Origin of the sequence: Alcaligenes pakistanensis (assembly GCF_014652815.1) — a bacterium.
In the GTDB taxonomy this organism is placed as follows: Bacteria; Pseudomonadota; Gammaproteobacteria; order Burkholderiales; family Burkholderiaceae_B; genus Alcaligenes; species Alcaligenes pakistanensis.
In genome coordinates, this window is sequence record NZ_BMZN01000003.1 from 624,555 (window position 1) to 643,390 (window position 18,836).

Sequence of the window (18,836 nt, forward strand, 5' to 3'; positions counted from 1 at the left end):
CGGAGAAGCCTTATGACGCAGTCCCCCGCGGCATCCAGCAACGCCAAGCCGCTACACATTGACGACATCACCGTCGTAGACAACAGCAAACTCAAAAAAGCCGTTACGGCCGCTGCCCTGGGCAACGCCATGGAGTGGTTTGACTTTGGCGTCTACGGCTTTGTGGCTGCCACCCTGGGTAAAGTGTTTTTCCCCGATGCTTCACCCGCCGTACAAACCATTGCCGCTTTGGGTACTTTCTCGGTGCCCTTTTTGGTGCGGCCTTTAGGCGGGGTGTTCTTTGGTTTGATGGGCGACAAATTCGGTCGCCAGAAAGTGCTGTCCATCACCATCATCATCATGGCCATCAGCACCTTTTTAATTGGTCTGATTCCTTCCTATCTGTCTATCGGCCTCTGGGCACCCATCTTGTTGCTGCTGTGCAAACTGGCCCAAGGTTTTTCCGTGGGGGGTGAATACACCGGCGCAGCCGTTTTCGTGGCTGAATATGCCCCGGACCGGCAGCGTGGTTTCCTGGGCAGTTGGCTGGATTTTGGCTCCATTGCAGGCTTTGTATTAGGTGCTGGTCTGGTAGTCCTGCTGCAGACCTCCCTAACAGAGGCAAACTTCCTGGAGTGGGGCTGGCGCATTCCCTTTCTGATTGCCGGGCCACTGGGCGTCTTGGGTCTGTACTTACGCCATGCGGCAGAAGAGACGCCTGCCTTTATCGAGCAGCTGGAAAAAATGGAGCAAGAGGACCGCGCGGCCCTGCAAGAGCGCCCCACCGTCTCCTTTCGCGAGATCTTCTCCAAGTACCGCAAAGCCCTGCTGATTTGTATTGGTATGGTCTTGGTCACCAACATCACTTACTACATGTTGCTGACCTATATGCCCACCTATCTGTCCAGCAGCTTGGGCTACGCCGAAGAGCACGGGGTTTTCATTATTGTGGTGGTAATGATAGGGATGCTGTTTGTGCAGCCCGTCGTGGGGTTTGTCAGCGACAAGATTGGCCGTAAACCCTTTCTGCTGGCGGGTAGCCTGGGTCTGTTCCTCTTTGCTATCCCTGCTTTTCACTTTATTGGCAGCGACAGCAATGTGCAGATTTTCCTGGGCCTGCTGATCCTGGCCGTCTTGCTGAACTGCCTGACCGGGGTGATGGCCTCTACCCTGCCAGCCTTGTTCCCTACCCGACTGCGTTATAGCGCCCTGGCCGCCTCGTTCAATATCGCCATTATTGTGGCGGGCTTAACTCCTACCGTTGCGGCCTGGTTGGTGGAACGCACCGATAATCTGATGGTGCCCGCGTACTACCTGATGTTTGCCAGTGTGATTGGTCTGATTACCGCCTTGTTCCTGCCTGAAACGGCCAACCGCCCCTTGCGGGGTGATACGCCTACCGCCTCCAACCGCAAGGAAGCCAAGGAGCTGCTGCAGCAAGCCTATGACCACATCGAACAAAGCGTGCAGGATGTGGAAGAAGCAATCGCCAAGGCCGAGGAAGACTTGGAAGCGCTCAAGCAAAAACGTCAGCGTTTGGTGGACCGCCATCCCGAGCTGGACTAAGACACACTCCTCTCTATAAAGAGAACGGACGCAACAGGACCGCTGGTTTGAAGAACATCTCTCAAATCCGCAATTCCTGAAGCGCCGATGCAGAAAAAAGCCTGAATCCGGTTTGACTCGGATTCAGGCTTTTCTTGCGTTGACATTTCACTCAGGAACGAAGCTGTCACACCGCTTTTTGCGACTCGAAATTAAACCGTTAAACCACCCGATACTTCCAGGGTTGTGCCATTGATGAAACTGGCTTCATCCGAGGCCAAAAAGGCGTACACATTGGCGATTTCTTCCGGCTTGCCCATGCGTCGCAACCAGCAATGATCGCGAAAGCCTTGCAGTACTTTTTCAGGGATGGTTTTCAGAATATCGGTCTCGATAAAACCAGGACAAACAGCATTGACGCGAATCCCTTTGGGGCCCAATTCCCTGGCCCAGGTTTTGGTAAAACCGATCACCCCAAACTTGCTGGCTGCGTAATTCGTTTGACCATAATTACCGTACAGGCCCACCACGCTGGAGGCGTTCAGAATAGAACCGCTTTCCTGCTCCAGCATCACCGCGGCAACCGCCTGGGTGAAGCTAAAGACAGCCTTCAGGTTTACATCAATGACGTCATCAAACTGCTGCTCGGTCATGCGCACCAGCTTGGCATCTTTGGTGATCCCAGCATTGTTCACCAATACATCAATGCGGCCGAACTTTTGCTTCACATCGGCCACCATTGCATCAATCTGCGCACGGTCTGTCACATCCACGGTGTAGCCCACAGCGGTAACGCCATTGCTGCTTAAGGATTGCGCTGCTTGATTGACGGCATCCGCATTACGATCACACAACACCACAATCGCCCCTTCCTGGGCAAACTTCCTGGCCGTTGCTAAACCAATACCCGCTGCCGACCCGGTAACAACCGCCACTTTATCTTTCAATCGCATTCCAGCTACCTTTAAAAAATCGCTCAACGCTGTCGTGCAAACACAGGTTTGTACAACACCCCAGCAGGCTATTTCCTGCACACTCGTTCACACCAGCACACTGTTTTGTACTCCGATCATCCGTAGACCGCCAGTCAAGCTGAGCAAATTTCATCCAAGCAGAATGGCCCCAAAAGGGGCCATTCGGGCAGATAGCAGCAAGTTCAAAGGGATGCAGACTGGTAGGCCGCTAACGCTAAGTTCTCTACCTATTGAGCCAAGACGCAAGCCATCGCAGAGGCGAAGGCTTGCACTGACCAAAGACCTGGCACGACCGGGAAACCTTCAACAATCAGTTGGTTTCCCACGGCAAATCGGGCGCCAGCAAAGGATCACCGTCATAACCCTGCACCACGCCAAAGCGAGCATGGGCGGCACGCCAATCGCGCTGTGCCTGACCGATAACATCCTGATTTTCACCAACAAAGTTCCACCACAGCACCAGATCATCGGTATAAGGCTCGCCACCCAGGACAATGATCCGGCAGCCTGCACTCAAACTCAGCGTTAGTTGGTTCAGACCCCGCCCAACATAGGCCAGTTCATTCGTTTGAAACTGCTCGGCTTGAATACCCACCGTGCCTTGAACCACTAAAAACCCATACTCAAATTCCGGATTCAGATTCAAGGTGATGTCACCGGTCTTCACACTATTCAAATCCATACCCACCAAAGGCGAATACAGCTTGCTGGGCGCTTTTCGGCTGCCATAACTACCCGCCAACAAGGTGAAATCACACTCCCCTTCGCGCCAATGCGGCAAGTCCGGGTGATGGTCAAAAGCGGGTTCACAGGCGGCGTCCTTGGCAGGCAAGGCAATCCAGAGCTGAACCGCATGCAATTTATCCTCGCCGGGCAAGGATTCTTCGGTATGGCTGATGCCGTACCCTGCCGTCATCAAATTGACCTGGCCGGGTTTGACCACCTGTACATGGCCCAGGCTGTCGCGGTGCAACACTTCACCCTGAATCATCCAGGTAAAGGTCTGCAGCCCAATATGCGGGTGCGGCCCGACACGCAGGCCCGAGCCGGAGCTGAACACCGCTGGCCCGGCATGATCCAGGAAACACCAGGCCCCCACCAAACGTCGCTGCGAGGACGGCAAGATACGGCTAACGGTAATACCTCCGCCCACTTGTGCACTGCGCGACGCCACGCGCTGGATCTGCTTGTCACCATTGGGGCCTTCAGGACAATCAAAGGATACGGAGACTTCGGAACTGAGTGTACTCATGGGTCAAACTCCAAAAAATGCTTGTGCGGGGGCTGGGTAAAGAGCCAGCAAAAAACGCTGGTCACCGAAGTGACCAGCGCTGCACCCAGACGCTTACTTACCGGAAGTGAACTTGGTGTGGCTGTTGATCAGGTTGCGATAGTCGGGGATGTGGTTGGAGAACAAAGCACCCAAACCCTCCACGTCGTTACGCCAGTCGCGGTGCAGTTCACACGCCACGCCAAACCAGGTCATCAATTGCGCACCAGCGGCAGACATACGATCCCACGCCGAATGACGGGTGAACTCGTTGAATGTGCCCGACGCATCCGTGACCACAAACACATCAAAACCTTCTTCAATGGCCGACAAGGCAGGGAACGCCACGCACACTTCGGTCACCACGCCAGCAATAATCAGCTGCTTCTTGCCTGTTGCTTTGATGGCTTTGACGAAGTCTTCGTTATCCCACGCGTTGATCTGGCCGGGACGGGCAATGTAAGGTGCATCCGGGAAGGTTTCTTTCAGCTCGGGAACCAAAGGACCGTTGGGGCCTTCTTCAAAGCTGGTGGTCAAAATCGTGGGCAAGTTGAAGTACTTGGCCAGGTCAGCCAGTGCCAGCACATTATTCTTAAACTTGTCGGGGTCAATATCACGCACTAAAGACAGCAAGCCGGTTTGGTGGTCGACCAGGAGTACAGCAGCTTGGTCTTTATCCAGTCGTTTGTAAGGCGTAGTCATCTCAATTTTCCTCAAAAGTGATGGAAAGGGATGGGTGCGGGTCACGCACCCGGTACGGCAACAGCGCTGAGGGTATTAGCGCTGCGAATCCAACTGTTCCTGGTTCTTGAGCACGTCTTGCGCTTTCATGTAGCTCTCGATCAGCAGTTGATAAGACGGGAAGATCTTGGTGTAGACCTGTGCCCACTCCTGGGCGTCTGCACGGTTCCAGGTTTTTTGCAGCTCGGAGGCCACCGCACCCACGTCGATAGGCACAATGCCGGCCTGAACCATACGAGCCATGGTGATTTCCTGGGCCATCTTGGAATAGGTGCCCGAGGCATCAATCACCACAAAGACTTTATAGCCTTCATAGACTGCGCTTATCGCCGGGAAAGCCATGCAGACGCTGGTGATCGTGCCCGCAATAATCAGTGTCTTGCGGCCTGTGGCTTTGACAGCTGCCACAAAATCTTCGTTATCCCAGGCATTGATTTCGCCTTTGCGGGCCACGTACTGGGCGTGGGGAGCATTCTGGTGAATCTCGGGAATCAAGGGGCCATTGGGGCCTTGCGGAACCGACGCCGTGGTGATCACAGGCAGCTTGCTCAACGTAGCGATTTTGGCCAAGGCCGCTGCATGATCACGCAGGGTGGTCATGGGCATATCTTTGACGGTCTGAAACAGGCCACTTTGGTGATCAATCAGCAACATGACGGCGTCATCAGGATCAATGACCGGGGCAGCGCCGTTGAAGTTGGCCACATTGTTGGGAATAGACATGCTGTTTCTCCTGGGGGTGAAAGACGAGGGCTGCCGTGCAGCCCTCGCAGGCTTGCTTTACGATGCCGATGCAGGCGTCATCGCACCAAATCGGCCACTACTGAAGTCATCCATAGCCTGCAAAATCTCTTGCTTGCTATTCATGACAAATGGACCGTGTCCCACGATGGGCTCATCAATGGGTTGACCACTGATCAGCAAAACCACGGCGTCGTTATTGGCCTCGACGCTGAACTGACTGCCGGTACGATCCAGAACGACCAACTGCCCTTCACGCGCCACACTCTGACCATTGACCAGTACCGTGCCTTGCAGCACCACCAGAGCAGCGGTCCAGTCCTCTGGGCTTTCCAGCTCAGCAATACCCCCCTGATTCAGACGCATATCCCATACATTCATGGGAGTGAAAGTCTTGGCAGGGCCAGTAGCACCGTCCTTCTCACCGGCAATGACGCGCACCATGCCAGCCGCATCAGGCAGAGCCACGACAGGGATCTGCTGATCGGTAATGGCCTGGTAGCCAGCAGGGGCTCCTTTGTCCTTGGCAGGCAGGTTGACCCACAGTTGCACCATCTCAAGCGTGCCGCCCGAACGGGCAAACGCGTCGGAGTGGTACTCCTCGTGCAAAATCCCCGAGCCAGCGGTCATCCACTGCACATCGCCGGGGCCAATGGTGCCCCCCTGGCCGGTGGAGTCGTGATGCGACACTTCGCCCTTGTAGACGATGGTGACGGTTTCAAAACCCCGATGTGGATGCTGGCCAACGCCGCGCTTGTGGTTACTGGGCGCGAACTCGGCAGGTCCGGCATAATCCATCAGCAGGAAGGGGCTCAGCTGTTTTGCGTGTGTGTGGTACGAAAACAGGGAGCGAACGGGGAAGCCGTCGCCCACCCAATGAGGACGGGGAGCGCTATAGATACCAAGAATTTTCTTCATGTCCATCTCCTTGTTTCAACATAAGAGACAGAATAAACTCGGGACGACGACACCAGTAGCCCCCTAAATCTGCCATCTATGTTCCATTTTTGGAACGATAAAACGCCATGCAAGATTTAAACGACTTGTACTTCTATGTTCAGATTGTGGATCATGGCGGCTTCGCCCCAGCGGGCCGTGCATTGGGCCTGCCCAAATCCACACTAAGCCGCAGACTGGCCGCGCTCGAGCAACGCCTGGGTGTACGGCTGATCCAGCGCTCCACCCGGCGCTTTACCATCACTGAAATCGGCCAGACCTATTACGAGCACTGCAAAGCCATGCTGGTTGAGGCCGAAGCGGCCCAGGCTGCCATTGAGCTGACCCGTGCCGAGCCACGTGGCGTCGTACGGATTAGTTGCCCAATTACCTTACTGAACGCACATGTCAGTGATATGTTGGCCGATTTCATGGTCAGCTACCCACATGTGACCGTGCAATTGGACGCCACCAATCGGCGCGTAGATTTGATTGGCGAAGCGCTGGATATCGCCATTCGCGTGCGTCCCCCACCACTGCAAGATAGCGACCTGGTGATGCGGGTTCTGTCTGACCGCAGCCAGTGCCTGATAGCCAGCCCCGCGCTGATTGAACGCCACGGCATGCCCAGCTCCCCCGCCGATCTGGCGGACTACCCCAGCCTGGGTTTGGGCCTGCCTCAGCAAAGCCATACCTGGACCTTGTTCGGCCCCGACGGGGCCCAAGCCATGCTGCACCACACGCCCCGGCTGATTACCACAGATATGACTGCCCTACGCGCAGCGGCCCTGGCCGGTGTGGGCGTAGTGCAATTACCGACCTTGGTGGTGTGCGATCAACTGGCCGAGGGCTCGCTGGTCAAACTGATCCCCAACTGGGCCCCGCGGCGCGAGATCATCCATGCCGTTTTTTCCTCCCGCCGAGGCCAAATGCCTGCCGTGCGGGCACTGCTGGATTATCTGCTCGAGCGCTATCAAGCAATGGATGAGGACTGATCCCGCGGAGGTGCCGCGCTGGTGGCCCCGCTTTTGACTAGCGTGCACTTGAAGGACAAATAAAAACGCCCTGCATATGCAGGGCGTTTTTCTATGCCGAATCAATCAGCTTGGGCCATCAAGCACCGCCGTTGAAATCACGCACTTGCTTTTCAGCTTCTTCACGCGCAATGCCATAACGTTCCTGTATTTTCCCAACCAGATACTCGGTATTGCCTTCGACAACATCGACATCATCATTGGTCAGTTTTCCCCATTTAGCCTGGATTTTACCCGACAGCTGTTTCCATTTACCTTTGATAGTATCTTCATTCATAGTTGTTCTCCTATTTAGCAGGAATGCAAAACTTGGATTGAATCCAGATAACTTATTCTGGTTTTACTTTCAATCCAGACGAATCAACTTTCACAACGCCTTTGACGCTTTCAGTGGCGGCAACGGCCTTCTTTTGCTCGATTTCGCTGGGGACGGTACCGGTCAATGTTGCGACGCCGTTATTGGTCTCAACAGAGATATCCGTGCTCTTCAAATCCTTGGTGCTGGCCAGATCAGCCTTGATCTTGGTAGTGATCCAGGTATCGCTGACAGCTTCACCTGTCGTTGCCGATTGATCCTGATTAACGGCGGGCTCGTTGGCCATAGCGCCGCCTTGCAGACCAAAGCTCAAGGCCGTAGCCATTAATACACTAGAGAGAATGGCAGATTTTTTCATAGACTTTCTCCAATATCAGAAAAAGGGATTTTTAATTTAAAAATACCTTTATCGCTGTTATTAAAAGGAGTCCAAATCAATCAACAAAAAATTCGTTGTTTTCAATGGATGGTTCTACCGTAACACCCTCACTCAGGCCGGAAACTACGAAATGCAACAAGCAATTTCCTTATAATAATTGATTCGCAATTTCATCAGCCCCTCTCCATTGACTCGTTGCCGCCTCACTTTTTTACCCTGTTTTACGGGGATGATCGCTGCATAATTTGATCCATGGCAGCACGCGCCAACACCGGTCTTCCTGAGATTAAACAAATAGCTACGCTGCCACCCACTTTACTCTATGCAAGAGGCTAAAAATGCGCGCGCCCTTACCCCGATCCGGCCGCGCCTGGCTGGATACATAAGGTAAAAAGTTAAGCTGATTTACTAACAAAGCCCCGGCCTTGATCGCGTGTTTGCTAAGGACGGCGCACTTCGGGGCTATCCCAAAGCAGGCTAGGCAATCGATAGGATCGCCTGGCTTGCTGTAGGTCGACGCCAAGCTATCAGCCGCGCGCCTAGTGTGCACACCTACCCACTATCAGCGCAGATGATGCACTTCCTGCGTCCCGTACACCTGTACCGGCAAACCCGCCTGACGAGCTTTAAGCTGCAAGGCCAGGTACTGGGAGTAATGGCGCGACTGATGCAAATTCCCGCCGTGGAACCAAAGGTTAGGCTGCTGGGTCGGCTTCCACATATTGCGCTGCTCACCTTCCCACGGCCCGGGATCTTTGATGGTTTCTGAGCCCAGGCCCCAGCACTTACCGACGCGATCCGCCATCTCCTGGCCTGCCAGATCTGCCACCCAACCGTTCATGGAGCCGTAGCCTGTGGCGTAAACCACCAAATCAGCAGGCAATTCGGTGCCGTCCGTCAGCACCACGGCGTCCTCGCTCAAATGACTAATATCGGTGCGAGATTTAAGCTTGATACTGCCATCGATAATCAACTCGCAAGCACCCACGTCGATGTAATAGCCGGACGCCCGGCGCAGGTATTTCATAAAGAGCCCGGAGCCATCATCACCCCAATCCAACATGAAACCGGCGGCTTCCAGCTTGTTATAAAAATCCGCATCACGTTCACGAATCTTGTCGTAAACAGGGATCTGGAAGTCGGCCATGATGCGGTAGGGCAAGGACGCAAACAGCAGATCAGCCTTACGCGTGCTCACTCCCGAGGCCAATGCGCGTTCGGAATACAAATCGCCCAAACCGATCTCCATCAAGGAGTCGGATCGCACAATATGCGTGGATGAACGCTGCACCATGGTGACATCCGCGCCCGCTTCCCACAGTGCGGCGCAGATATCGTGAGCCGAGTTGTTGGCACCGATCACCACCACTTTTTTGCCTGCGTAAGCTTCAGGGCCGGGGTGCTGCGACGAGTGCTGTTGCTCACCCTTAAAAACATCCTGCCCCTTCATGCTAGGCACGTTCGCCTTGCCGGACATGCCCGTGGCAAAGACCAATTGCTGTGGCCTTAGCGTCATGGGCTTGCCATCACGCTCAATCTGCACTTCCCAGGTTTTGCTGGATTCGTCGTAGCTCACCTTCTTGCAAACGGTGCTACTCCAATAGTTCAGCTCCATAATCTTGACGTACATTTCCAGCCAATCACCAATCTTGTCCTTGGGCGCGAAGACCGGCCAGTTCTCGGGAAAGGGCATGTAAGGCAGATGGTCATACCAGACGGGGTCATGCAGGCACAGCGACTTGTAGCGTTTGCGCCAGCTATCGCCGGGGCGAGCATGCTGGTCGATGATCAGAGTCGGCACATTTAACTGCCGCAGGCGTGCGCCCAATGCAATACCGCCCTGCCCGCCACCAATCACCAGCACATAGGGCTGCTCCGACGTGCCCAGTTCGGCCTGCTCCTGTTGACGACGTTCCTGCCAGGTCTGACGACCACGTCGGATACCATGCTCAGCCCCCATGGGGCGACGCACGCCCAAAGGTTCTTCGTGGCCTTTCAGCTCGGACATGGTGGTCAGAAAAGTCCAGATCCTGCCGTTCTTCAAACGAACGTGGCCATAGCCCCTCGCCACATCGGTCTCCACACGGAACCAGCCTTCTATCAAACCTTGGCCATCATCACTGACGGGCTCTGCACTATCACGCTCAAACTTGGCGGACATGGCGGCTTGCTCTTGCTGCGTCAGCATGTCCCGTATCTGATCGCGCCCTTCCATGGTGCGCAGGTTCCAGGTGAACATGACCAAGTCGCGCCAATAACTGTCGTCGGCAAACAAGGCTGCCGCATCGTCTGGTGCATTGCTGGCAAGAGCATGGGTCAACTGTTCAAGAACCGTGTCCAGCTGTCGTGCAGACGGCTGCAGGTGCTGCTGTGTTGGCATGATTTGTCTCCATATCGTTTTAATGTTGCGCCGGACTTTTACTGTCCAGCTATGGAGTACAAAGCAAACAGCGTGCCAAGCCGCAATGGGCTTGTTTTAAAGGGCTGTATCCCGTTTGTGGGCCATGAAACTGTGCCATGTGTGGCACAGGTGATGCATCAGGTGTCGCAGCCTGTGTCACCCGCCACCGGTTTATGAGCCACACCCTCGCGTTTGATATGTCTGTGCAAGGTGGAGCGGCTGATTCCAAGCCGCCGCGCCGCTGCGCTGACGTTACCGCCACAGTCCTGCAAGGTCTGCTGCCATGGCAATCCCGTGGCCCGATCCAGTAGCGTATTACCCATCAAACCGGGGGAGCGCATGTCGCGCAAGGCCTCCGGCAAGTCATGCTCTTCTATGCATGAACCTTCCGCCAGTGCCAAAGCCAACACCAGCGCATTATCCAGTTCGCGCAGATTGCCCGGCCAGTCATACGCCTTCAAGGCCTGCCACGCCTCTGGAGACAAACCCAGCACATCGTCCTGCGTTCTACGTCGCTGTAGCACCTGTTGCACCAGCCACTCAACATCCGTGCGCTGACGTAAAGCAGGTAGAGTCAGGACCGCCGCATTCAGGCGATACAGCAGGTCTGCACGAAACCGGCCTTGTTCGACCAGAGCACTCAAATCATGATGGCTAGCCGAAATCACGCGTATATCAACGCGCTTACCAGTGCGTGCCCCCAGTGGGGTGACTTCTGACTCCGCCAAGACCCGCAACAGGCGGCTTTGCATGGCCAGCGGCATATCACCGATCTCGTCCAGGAACAGCGTGCCGCCATCCGCCGCCTCAATCAAACCCATGCGACCGCGTGCCGCGCCCCCTGTATAGGTTCCCGCCAAATAGCCGAACAGTTCACTTTCAATCAGGCTCTCGGGCAAAGCGGCGCAATTGACGGCCACAAAACTCCCCCGACGAGCACTCGCGGCATGAATCGCCCGCGCCAAATATTCTTTACCCGAACCGGTCTCGCCCTGCAGCAACACGGGCATTCCCCGTGGAGCCAGCCGCGCAGCCTTCAGCAATATGGACTGCATGGCGGCGTCAGTGCCCGCCAGCCCTCGAAGGGCCTGCGGCAGCGCCGCATCCACCGCCGCCCCATCCATGCCGACGGATCGGCTACTCGACACCCGCCGAGGCTCAATGGCATGGGCAAACAGCACACTGCCATCACGCGCCATAACAACCCGCTCCTGAGTCGGGCGGTGGCGCATCAGCGTCGGCAATTGATCGACGTCCAGATGCAGGAAACGCATCAGATTCTGCCCCAGCAAACCAGCAGGACTACGCCAGTCCAGATTTGCCGCCCGCGCCAAGATACGGGCACCGGTATGGGTCATTCCCTTAATACGGCCAGAACCATCAATGGCAATCGCAGCCTCGGGATCAATATCCAGAAATTCGGGCGACTGAGACAGACACAGAATCCACTCCTGACGATGGCAGGCCATGAGGTTGGCCAGTTCAATACGCCGGGTTGCCGCCGTCGCCAGGTGCAGAGCCAAACCTTGGCTGGCTTTGACTTCCGGAGACTGCAACAAAGACAAATCCAGCACCGCAGCCAGCTCGCCGTCATAGCGATAGATAGGCGCCGCCGTGCAGGACAGGGGCGCGTGCATATGATCGAAATGATCGTTTTGATGAATGGTCAGGGCCTCGCCCGTGTGCAGGCAAGTGCCCACCGCACACGTCCCCGCGCGCTCTTCAGACCATTCCGAGCCCATATACAAACCGGCCTGCCGCAAAGCATCGCGCTGACCATCCGAACCCAGAAAATCGACCGTCACGCCCTTGTTGTCCGACAGCAGCAGGACATAGTTCAAGCCGGATACCTGTTGGTAAAGGCGTTCCAGCCCGGAGCGCGCAATATTGATCAGGGCCTCGGACTGCTGACGGTGCTCACGCAACTGAGAGTCCGGCACGATATAGGCCTCGCAAGCCTGGGCGGGATCAAGACGGTGATGCTCGATGCACCGCCGCCAGCTATGAATAACAGCCTGATCGCGCCGTGACAGGTTCCCCTGCCAAACAGCCGTAATCTCCTGAACATGTGCCACATGTGAAGACTGCATATCTGCGCTCATCCCGAAAACAGGCCACCCCCGGACGGGCGCGGCCTATCTTGCAGTGTGCCGCCATGCTTAGGTGCCGTACATGGAGGTTTTCCTTGAGATGCGACGCAGCAAATCAACTACTTTGCGGCATCTCGCCATTGGACAAACGACGATTGATGTCTGCCAGCACCTCCGGCAAGTCAACAATGGTGTCGATCATATAATGGGGGCGCGAATCGCTGAACATGGCTTCGATTCGTTCACGCTCAGCTTGCAGCTTGTCAGCAGGCAACTGCTTGAACTGCTCGTAGGTCAGGCCCAAGGCATTGCCCGAGCATGTAAGTGCCACTGTCCACATTCCGGCACTACGCCCTTCTACAATGCCTGGCCAAGTGTCATCTACTTTGACGCAAGCGGCCACGTCCGACACACCCAATGCAATCACATTGGCCAAGGACTGAGCAGGATGCGGGCGCCCGTTAGGTACTTCATCCGTGGCTACAACGCAGTCAGCCATATAGCCATTCTTTGCAGCCAGCTCGACCACCTTGTCCATCACCACTTTGGGGTAGCCAGAGCAAGAACCCACTTTTACCCCTGTACTTTTCAGAGTGGAGATCACCTCCAGCGCCCCCGGGATTAAGGCTGAATGCTCGGCGATTTTTTCAATCTGCAAGGGCATGAAGCGCTCATAAATCGCGGTGACGTCCTCATCGCTGGGGGTACGACCGAACTTGGCTTTGTAGCGTTCGGCAATCTCGGGCACATTGCACAAGGTGCGAATATGGTCCCACTTGCCCATACCCATCGGGCCACGTGCTTCTTCCAGGGACACCTGCATACCAAACTCGGCAAAGGCCTCGACAAAAATCTGAGTAGGTGCAAAAGAACCAAAATCAACGACCGTGCCTGCCCAGTCAAAAATCACGGCCTGTACTTGTTGAGGTTGTTGATACGTCATCATCGTTCTCCAAACGCGAAATGCTAGTTACAAGAGCTAATGGGTGGATTCCAGATCCATGAACAAATCGTTAATAAGTGGTCGGTCTTTCCGTAACTCCAGGCAGCACAGGTAGTAGTCGATAAAAAAAGGATGGTGCTCAAAGGTAATCAGCCGCGTACCTGGAATATCCACGTACTCTGGGGCCGATACAAAACCGATTCCCATCCCTTTGCGGATGGCGTGCACAATCGCCTCGCGACTGTTTAGCTCCATCACACAATTCATACTGATCTGATGCTGCTCGCAGCCCTCCTCCATAATCTGACGGGTGCGTGAACCCTTTTCCCTAAGCACAACGGGCTCGTCCCTGAGTTGCTCCACCGACACCCGGCTTTGGGCACACCAGGCGTGCTGTTCGGGGACCACAGCGACCACTGGGTAACGCTGGTAAAGCTGCGTGTGCAAGCTGGGATCTGATTTGGGATGAGCCAGCAAGGCCACATCCACCTCAAAGTCATAGAGTTTTTCCAACACCTCGGATGCGGAGGAAAAATAGGTCTTTAACTCAAGGTCCGGATTGTTCTGCCCCAACTTAAAAACCAGATCCATCGCAATGGGCGGGGACACCCCCCCGATACGTAGCAAGCCTGATTTACGCTGCTTAAAACTCTCCAGCAGGTGAACGGCCTCTTCTTCCAGATCAAACAAGGGCTTGGTAATTTCATAGAGCCGCTTGCCCGCTGAGCTGAGTTCAAGCTGGCTGCCCGAGCGGTAAAACAGTTCCACATCAAAGCGCTGCTCCAAAGCCCGGACCTGTTCGCTGACGGTAGGCTGTCCAATGCTGAGATACCGTGCCGCCGAGGTGAACCCGCCGGTGAAAGCCACGGCATAAAAAGATCTCAACCATTTGTGATAGTGGTGCATGGACAGCCCTTGTTTGAATTAACGACGGATGAATAGTGCCACCAGCGCGCTACATGAACATGCAATCAACACGACTACAAAGATCAAGGAGGTATCGCCAGTCGAATCCAGCACACTACCAATCATTGGTTCGGCCAAGCCAGCAAACAAGTAAGAGGAAAAGTTCATCACGCCGGTTGCCGTGCCCGAACGCTTGGCACCGACCAGATCCGGACATAGAGCCCAAAAGCTAGTCGCCGGGCCATACACAAAGAAACCGCATAAGAACAAGGCCAGCAGTCCTAGCGAGCTGGTGACTGGCAAGGTCCACATCCACAGGCTGGTCAGTGCCCCCAGACCCGTATAAAGCATGATGGCCTGGTAGCGCTTGGAGCCAAACAAACGGTCTGATATCCAGCCATTGCTCAAGGCCCCGACCGCCATACCGATAGGCAGTGCAATCGTGATCCATTTGGGATCAATCATGCCGTCGCCCGACTTCCAGTCCACGCCCAGAAAGTGCACTGGCACCCAAACAATCAAGCCATAACGGGCCGCATTCTGAAAACCCAAGGACAAGGCGGCAATCAACAGACGCTTGTTTTTCAGGACTGCCTTATAGCGTTGCCAGGAGGTTTCTGTCTCCCCTTCCAGCGCCTTGGTAGCATCATCGGAATTGGCGACTCCTGTATCGGCTAGAGGCTCAAAACCCATATCCTCGGGCCGCTCGCGGGCCACCAGATAAAACACAATCCCACCGACCAGCATCAGCAAGACGGGTAGCCTGAAAATCCACCGCCAATCCAAGTGCAGGACATCAATCACCACAATGGACGTCGCATAGGACAAGACAGAGGCGCAACCAGCAGCAAACACATATAAGCCATAGGCTCTACCGCGTTCGGACACGCCCCACCAGTTGGAGATCAAACGACTGCCGGGAGCCCAGCCCAGAGCCTGAAAATAGCCATTGGCTCCCCAGGGAATCAACAAGCTGAAAAAACCCGTCGCAAAACTAGCAATCCAGTTGGCACCGCAGGACAGCACCGCCCCCGCTGTCATAATGCGACGGCCACCATACTTGTCAGCCAGATTGCCATTGATGGCCTGCCCCACGGCATAGGCCCATAACAAAGCAGCCGATACCCAACCCAGTGCCGCACTGGAGAACCCAAACTCCTCTTTCAGCCCCGGAATGGCAAAGCCGAAAGTCTGTCGTCCTGTGTAGAAAAACAAATAACAAAACATCGCCGCCAGGAGCATGCGCCACTGCGCTTTCCGAAACGATGAACCAGGCGCCTGGGCCAGCCCCGGCAGGCTTGTTGCTTGAGTCATAACCAGCTCCTTTCATCCCGCTTGAACTGGCGAGCCAGAGCCTGGGGATGCTATTTTTTTGCTGTTTCAAAAAGGTGGAGATATCCGCGCTACCTTTTTGCTTTTTTGTCTCTTGTTTCTTGTTTTTTTCGATACAAATCACGCCGCGATGAAGTTCTTCCCGCGTGCACCTTGCATGGCATAGGCGATCATGGCGTCTTGCTCTTCAGCCTGAACGCCGTAATCTGCAAATTCGGTCTTGACCCCTACACTGAGCAGGAATAATCGCAACGTTTCTTGTGCCTGAAGGCGATCAGGGCCGAACAAGGTTTCAAAAACCTGATCACGCGCTGGATCACATCCCCAAGCCAGCCCCAGCACATACGGCAAGGTAAACGAGCAGGCAATGCCATGTGGCAAGCCGTGACGCAAGGTCATTTCGTAGGAAATGGAATGGGCCAGCGCGGTTTTGGTATTGGAAAAAGCCATCCCCGCTTTCAAGGCGGCCAAGGCCATTTTGGAACGCAGTGTGATATTGCCCAGGTCTTTTTGCAACAGCGGCAAATAGGTCAAGATGTCCTTGACCGCTGATATCGCAAACGTATCCGAAATCGGATTGGCATTGACGTTCCAGATGGACTCCAAGGCATGGGACAGCGCATCCAGCCCCGTCGAAACTGTCACTTTCTCCGGCACGGTCAACATCAACTCCGGGTCGATAATCGCGACGGCTGGCCAAGTTTGTTCCAGATGCAGAGAGTATTTTTTCTGAGCCTGCTGATCCCAGATAGTCGCCCACGGCGTGACTTCACTACCTGTACCTGCCGTCGTCGGCACAGCAATCAAAGACTTGGTAGTGGCAGGGGTAAATGCCTTGCCGGTAAACAATAAATCCAGCAGTTCCTGAAAGGTCCCGGTCTGGGTACCTACGATCAAGGCCTTGGCTGTATCAATCGCGCTGCCACCGCCCACGGCCAGTACGATGTCACTGTCTCTGGCCTGCTGCCAGAAGGTCTCGTACACGGCCTTTAAATAACTGACATCGGGATTGGGCTGCACATCCTCCACAATGTGAATCAGGCTATCTCCCAACAGACTTTGGATATGGGCAACCAAGCCCAGTCCCCGCGCTTCCGGGAAAGTCACCAGCGTCACTTTTTTATTGGCTGCCAATCCGGATATTTCTTTCAGGCTTCCCGGACCGACATAAGTCCGGACCGGATTTGAAAACTGCGTTGTCATGGTTTGCCTCCTCATTATTGAAGTTCATCGTAGAGGGGCATAAGAGAGGGAACAAATCGATTAATCAGCACCGGCCATCGATAAAACCAATAGCGTCATACGCGTAGTGCACTGCCCACCCTGGGGTCATAAGAGCCAGAAAATCCAGCGACTTGAGGCTGCGCTTGTGTATTGGCAGACACAATAGGAAAGGGATTCGTATATAAGAATGAGAATTATTGCTAATATGAGCCCTTCCCTTTTCATACGCCTTGTCTCATTGTCATGTCCCGCCCATCGCCATTCCTCAAAGGCTGGCTCGCTCACTACAGCGGGTTGATCGGGACATGGGCAAAAAGAAACTCCTTATCCTGCGACGCGGAGGATGCCGCCCAGGAATCGGCGTTGCAGTTTCTGAGCAAAGGCTCCGAAGCCGTTCTCAACCCCAAAGCTTATTTAATGCGTTCGGCACGTAACCGGCTGATCAATGAGGTCAAACGGCAATCGCGGACTCATTGCGTATCGCTGGAAGAGCTGGCCGAAGAAGACCACCCCCTTTTAGCGGACCCTGAAGCCCATTTGCATGTCTGCGATCTGGCTCAGGCGCTGGAGGCCGCGCTGGCGCAACTGCCTTTGAAAAAACGCCAAGTCTTTATTTACCATCGGCTGGAAGGCTATACCCACGCGGAAATTGCCCAGAAAATGGGACTCGCTATCAATACGGTGGAGCGCTATGTGATTGATGCCACGCGCCACATCCGTACACAACTGCATAGCTTTTGCCCAGCGGATTCCGGACTCGTCGAGAAGGCTGGCAAGCCTATAATCCCATGAGATTATTTGGCGCCCCCTGTCGGACTTTGATCCTGTGAACGACCCGAACCTCCCCTCCACCGAACACAACCCTTGCGATGCAGCGTCGTACTGGCTCGCACGTGAAAAGTCGGGAAACATGGATGAGGCCGAGCGTCTTGAGCTACAAACCTGGTTGCAAGCCAGCCCGGAGCATCTGTTGGAATACAAGCGGGCCCTAGGTATCTGGAATGCGGTCAGCCTGGTATCCAGCGAACGTTTGCGCAAACTGGCCCAGGAACCGGCGGCCCCCAGCCCTGGCTTTCTACAGCGTCGGGGCCTGCTGATTGGTGCCGGTGCAGCTTGCACTGCCGCCATTAGTGGCGGGCTTGCCCTGTCCTGGTTTAATCAAGGCGAGTCGCTTTATGAGCAACAATTTGCCACCCGCCAAGGCGAACATACCCAAGTCTCTTTGCCCGATGGCTCCATCATTGAACTGAACACGGCCACGGCTTTGCACGTGCAGCTGTTTGAACATAGTCGTGTCGTCACCCTACGGGCTGGCGAGGCCTCTTTCACCGTCGCCAGCGATACCCAGCGCCCCTTCCTGGTGGATGCGGGTGACACCTCGGTACGCGTGACCGGGACTCGCTTTGGTGTGCGACGCGACGAGGCGCAAGTACGAGTGGTGGTGGATTCTGGTTCGGTACAAGTGAAACATGGGCCCTGGTGGAACCGCAGCACGGTTGCCCTGACCGCCAAACAAGGCGTCAGCGCCCAGACAGATACTGATTTAGTGATGATGGGTGACAGTGACGTCGCCTCTTTGATGGCCTGGACACAAGGCCGGCTGCTGTTTAGCGATACGCCGCTAAGCGAGGCGATCAGCGAGATCAACCGGTATGCGCCCAAGCCGGTACGCGCCAACCGCCAAGACTTAAGTGGCCTGCATATTGCCGGTGCGTTCAGCACGAATGACACCGCCGTATTTCTGGATTTACTACCCGATATTGTTCCCGTGACGGTCAGCTATTTGCGGGACGGCACGCCAGTGGTGTCTCGACGTAAATAGCATAAACCTCGCCAAAGAAACAATTTGTTTCAAATTCGGCTCGGTTTTTTATCCGGTTTTGGTTCGGCTGCTTTGTCTTTATCCATAAGAGGCCGTTTTTTGTTCCCCTGTCCACGCTGCTGTCTGGGCTTGGGCGGTACAAAAACGCCAGCAACCCAACCGGAACCCTCGCTCAGTGAACCAGACCCGACCAGGCCGCAGCC

Annotated in this window: 17 protein-coding genes; 4 read left to right on the forward strand and 13 right to left on the reverse strand. The window is 55.1% G+C overall.

Annotation, left to right across the window (positions count from 1 at the left end; genetic code table 11):
* The first annotated feature begins 12 nt into the window (after window positions 1–12).
* Window positions 13–1,545: a glycine betaine/L-proline transporter ProP gene (gene proP / locus IE156_RS12090; protein WP_189392773.1), complete on the forward strand. Its 1,533-nt coding sequence runs from the start codon at window positions 13–15 to the stop codon at window positions 1,543–1,545.
* A gap of 191 nt (window positions 1,546–1,736) precedes the next feature.
* On the opposite strand, the gene fabG is transcribed toward proP, so the two are convergent.
* The 5 genes from fabG to IE156_RS12115 form a co-directional block, all read right to left on the reverse strand.
* Entirely contained in the window at window positions 1,737–2,477 is a 741-nt protein-coding gene (fabG, locus tag IE156_RS12095; RefSeq protein ID WP_189392774.1) for a 3-oxoacyl-ACP reductase FabG, read from the reverse strand.
* A gap of 331 nt (window positions 2,478–2,808) precedes the next feature.
* Window positions 2,809–3,750 carry a pirin family protein gene (locus IE156_RS12100; protein WP_189392775.1) on the reverse strand — a complete coding sequence of 314 codons (942 nt, stop codon included), beginning with the start codon at window positions 3,748–3,750 and terminating at the stop codon, window positions 2,809–2,811.
* A 93-nt stretch (window positions 3,751–3,843) separates the two neighbouring features.
* On the reverse strand, window positions 3,844–4,470 hold the full coding sequence (gene ycaC / locus IE156_RS12105) for an isochorismate family cysteine hydrolase YcaC (protein ID WP_189392776.1): 627 nt from the start codon (window positions 4,468–4,470) through the stop codon (window positions 3,844–3,846).
* Between the two features lie 75 nt (window positions 4,471–4,545).
* Window positions 4,546–5,232 (reverse strand): hydrolase, encoded by a 687-nt coding sequence (locus tag IE156_RS12110; protein WP_189392777.1) that lies wholly within the window; start codon window positions 5,230–5,232, stop codon window positions 4,546–4,548.
* A gap of 57 nt (window positions 5,233–5,289) precedes the next feature.
* Complete coding sequence (locus IE156_RS12115; RefSeq protein WP_189392778.1) at window positions 5,290–6,168, reverse strand: pirin family protein; 879 nt, start codon at window positions 6,166–6,168, stop codon at window positions 5,290–5,292.
* Window positions 6,169–6,275: 107 nt separating this feature from the next.
* On the opposite strand from IE156_RS12115, the gene IE156_RS12120 reads away from it, so the two are divergent.
* The gene (locus IE156_RS12120; RefSeq protein WP_189392779.1) at window positions 6,276–7,181 is read left to right on the forward strand and encodes a LysR family transcriptional regulator; all 906 of its coding nucleotides are present in this window, start codon (window positions 6,276–6,278) and stop codon (window positions 7,179–7,181) included.
* Between the two features lie 118 nt (window positions 7,182–7,299).
* Here the strand turns inward: IE156_RS12120 and IE156_RS12125 are convergent, their stop codons facing one another.
* The 8 genes from IE156_RS12125 to psrA all read right to left on the reverse strand — a co-directional run bounded on the left by IE156_RS12125 (window position 7,300) and on the right by psrA (window position 16,790).
* On the reverse strand, window positions 7,300–7,497 hold the full coding sequence (locus IE156_RS12125) for a CsbD family protein (protein ID WP_189392780.1): 198 nt from the start codon (window positions 7,495–7,497) through the stop codon (window positions 7,300–7,302).
* 52 nt (window positions 7,498–7,549) lie between these two features.
* Window positions 7,550–7,894 carry a BON domain-containing protein gene (locus tag IE156_RS12130; protein WP_189392781.1) on the reverse strand — a complete coding sequence of 115 codons (345 nt, stop codon included), beginning with the start codon at window positions 7,892–7,894 and terminating at the stop codon, window positions 7,550–7,552.
* Between the two features lie 583 nt (window positions 7,895–8,477).
* The gene (locus IE156_RS12135; RefSeq protein WP_189392782.1) at window positions 8,478–10,295 is read right to left on the reverse strand and encodes a flavin-containing monooxygenase; all 1,818 of its coding nucleotides are present in this window, start codon (window positions 10,293–10,295) and stop codon (window positions 8,478–8,480) included.
* 158 nt (window positions 10,296–10,453) lie between these two features.
* Window positions 10,454–12,406: a sigma-54-dependent Fis family transcriptional regulator gene (locus IE156_RS12140; RefSeq protein WP_189392783.1), complete on the reverse strand. Its 1,953-nt coding sequence runs from the start codon at window positions 12,404–12,406 to the stop codon at window positions 10,454–10,456.
* Between the two features lie 115 nt (window positions 12,407–12,521).
* Window positions 12,522–13,349 (reverse strand): phosphonoacetaldehyde hydrolase, encoded by an 828-nt coding sequence (gene phnX, locus IE156_RS12145; protein ID WP_189392784.1) that lies wholly within the window; start codon window positions 13,347–13,349, stop codon window positions 12,522–12,524.
* A 36-nt stretch (window positions 13,350–13,385) separates the two neighbouring features.
* Window positions 13,386–14,234 (reverse strand): LysR substrate-binding domain-containing protein, encoded by an 849-nt coding sequence (locus tag IE156_RS12150; protein ID WP_229841262.1) that lies wholly within the window; start codon window positions 14,232–14,234, stop codon window positions 13,386–13,388.
* Window positions 14,235–14,273: 39 nt separating this feature from the next.
* Window positions 14,274–15,569 carry an MFS transporter gene (locus IE156_RS12155; RefSeq protein WP_189392786.1) on the reverse strand — a complete coding sequence of 432 codons (1,296 nt, stop codon included), beginning with the start codon at window positions 15,567–15,569 and terminating at the stop codon, window positions 14,274–14,276.
* Between the two features lie 138 nt (window positions 15,570–15,707).
* The gene (gene psrA / locus IE156_RS12160; protein WP_189392787.1) at window positions 15,708–16,790 is read right to left on the reverse strand and encodes an iron-containing alcohol dehydrogenase PsrA; all 1,083 of its coding nucleotides are present in this window, start codon (window positions 16,788–16,790) and stop codon (window positions 15,708–15,710) included.
* Between the two features lie 264 nt (window positions 16,791–17,054).
* Between psrA and IE156_RS12165 the strand changes: the two genes are divergently transcribed.
* Complete coding sequence (locus IE156_RS12165; protein ID WP_189392788.1) at window positions 17,055–17,603, forward strand: RNA polymerase sigma factor; 549 nt, start codon at window positions 17,055–17,057, stop codon at window positions 17,601–17,603.
* Window positions 17,604–17,637: 34 nt separating this feature from the next.
* Complete coding sequence (locus IE156_RS12170) at window positions 17,638–18,633, forward strand: FecR family protein (protein WP_189392789.1); 996 nt, start codon at window positions 17,638–17,640, stop codon at window positions 18,631–18,633.
* Window positions 18,634–18,836 lie beyond the last annotated feature (203 nt).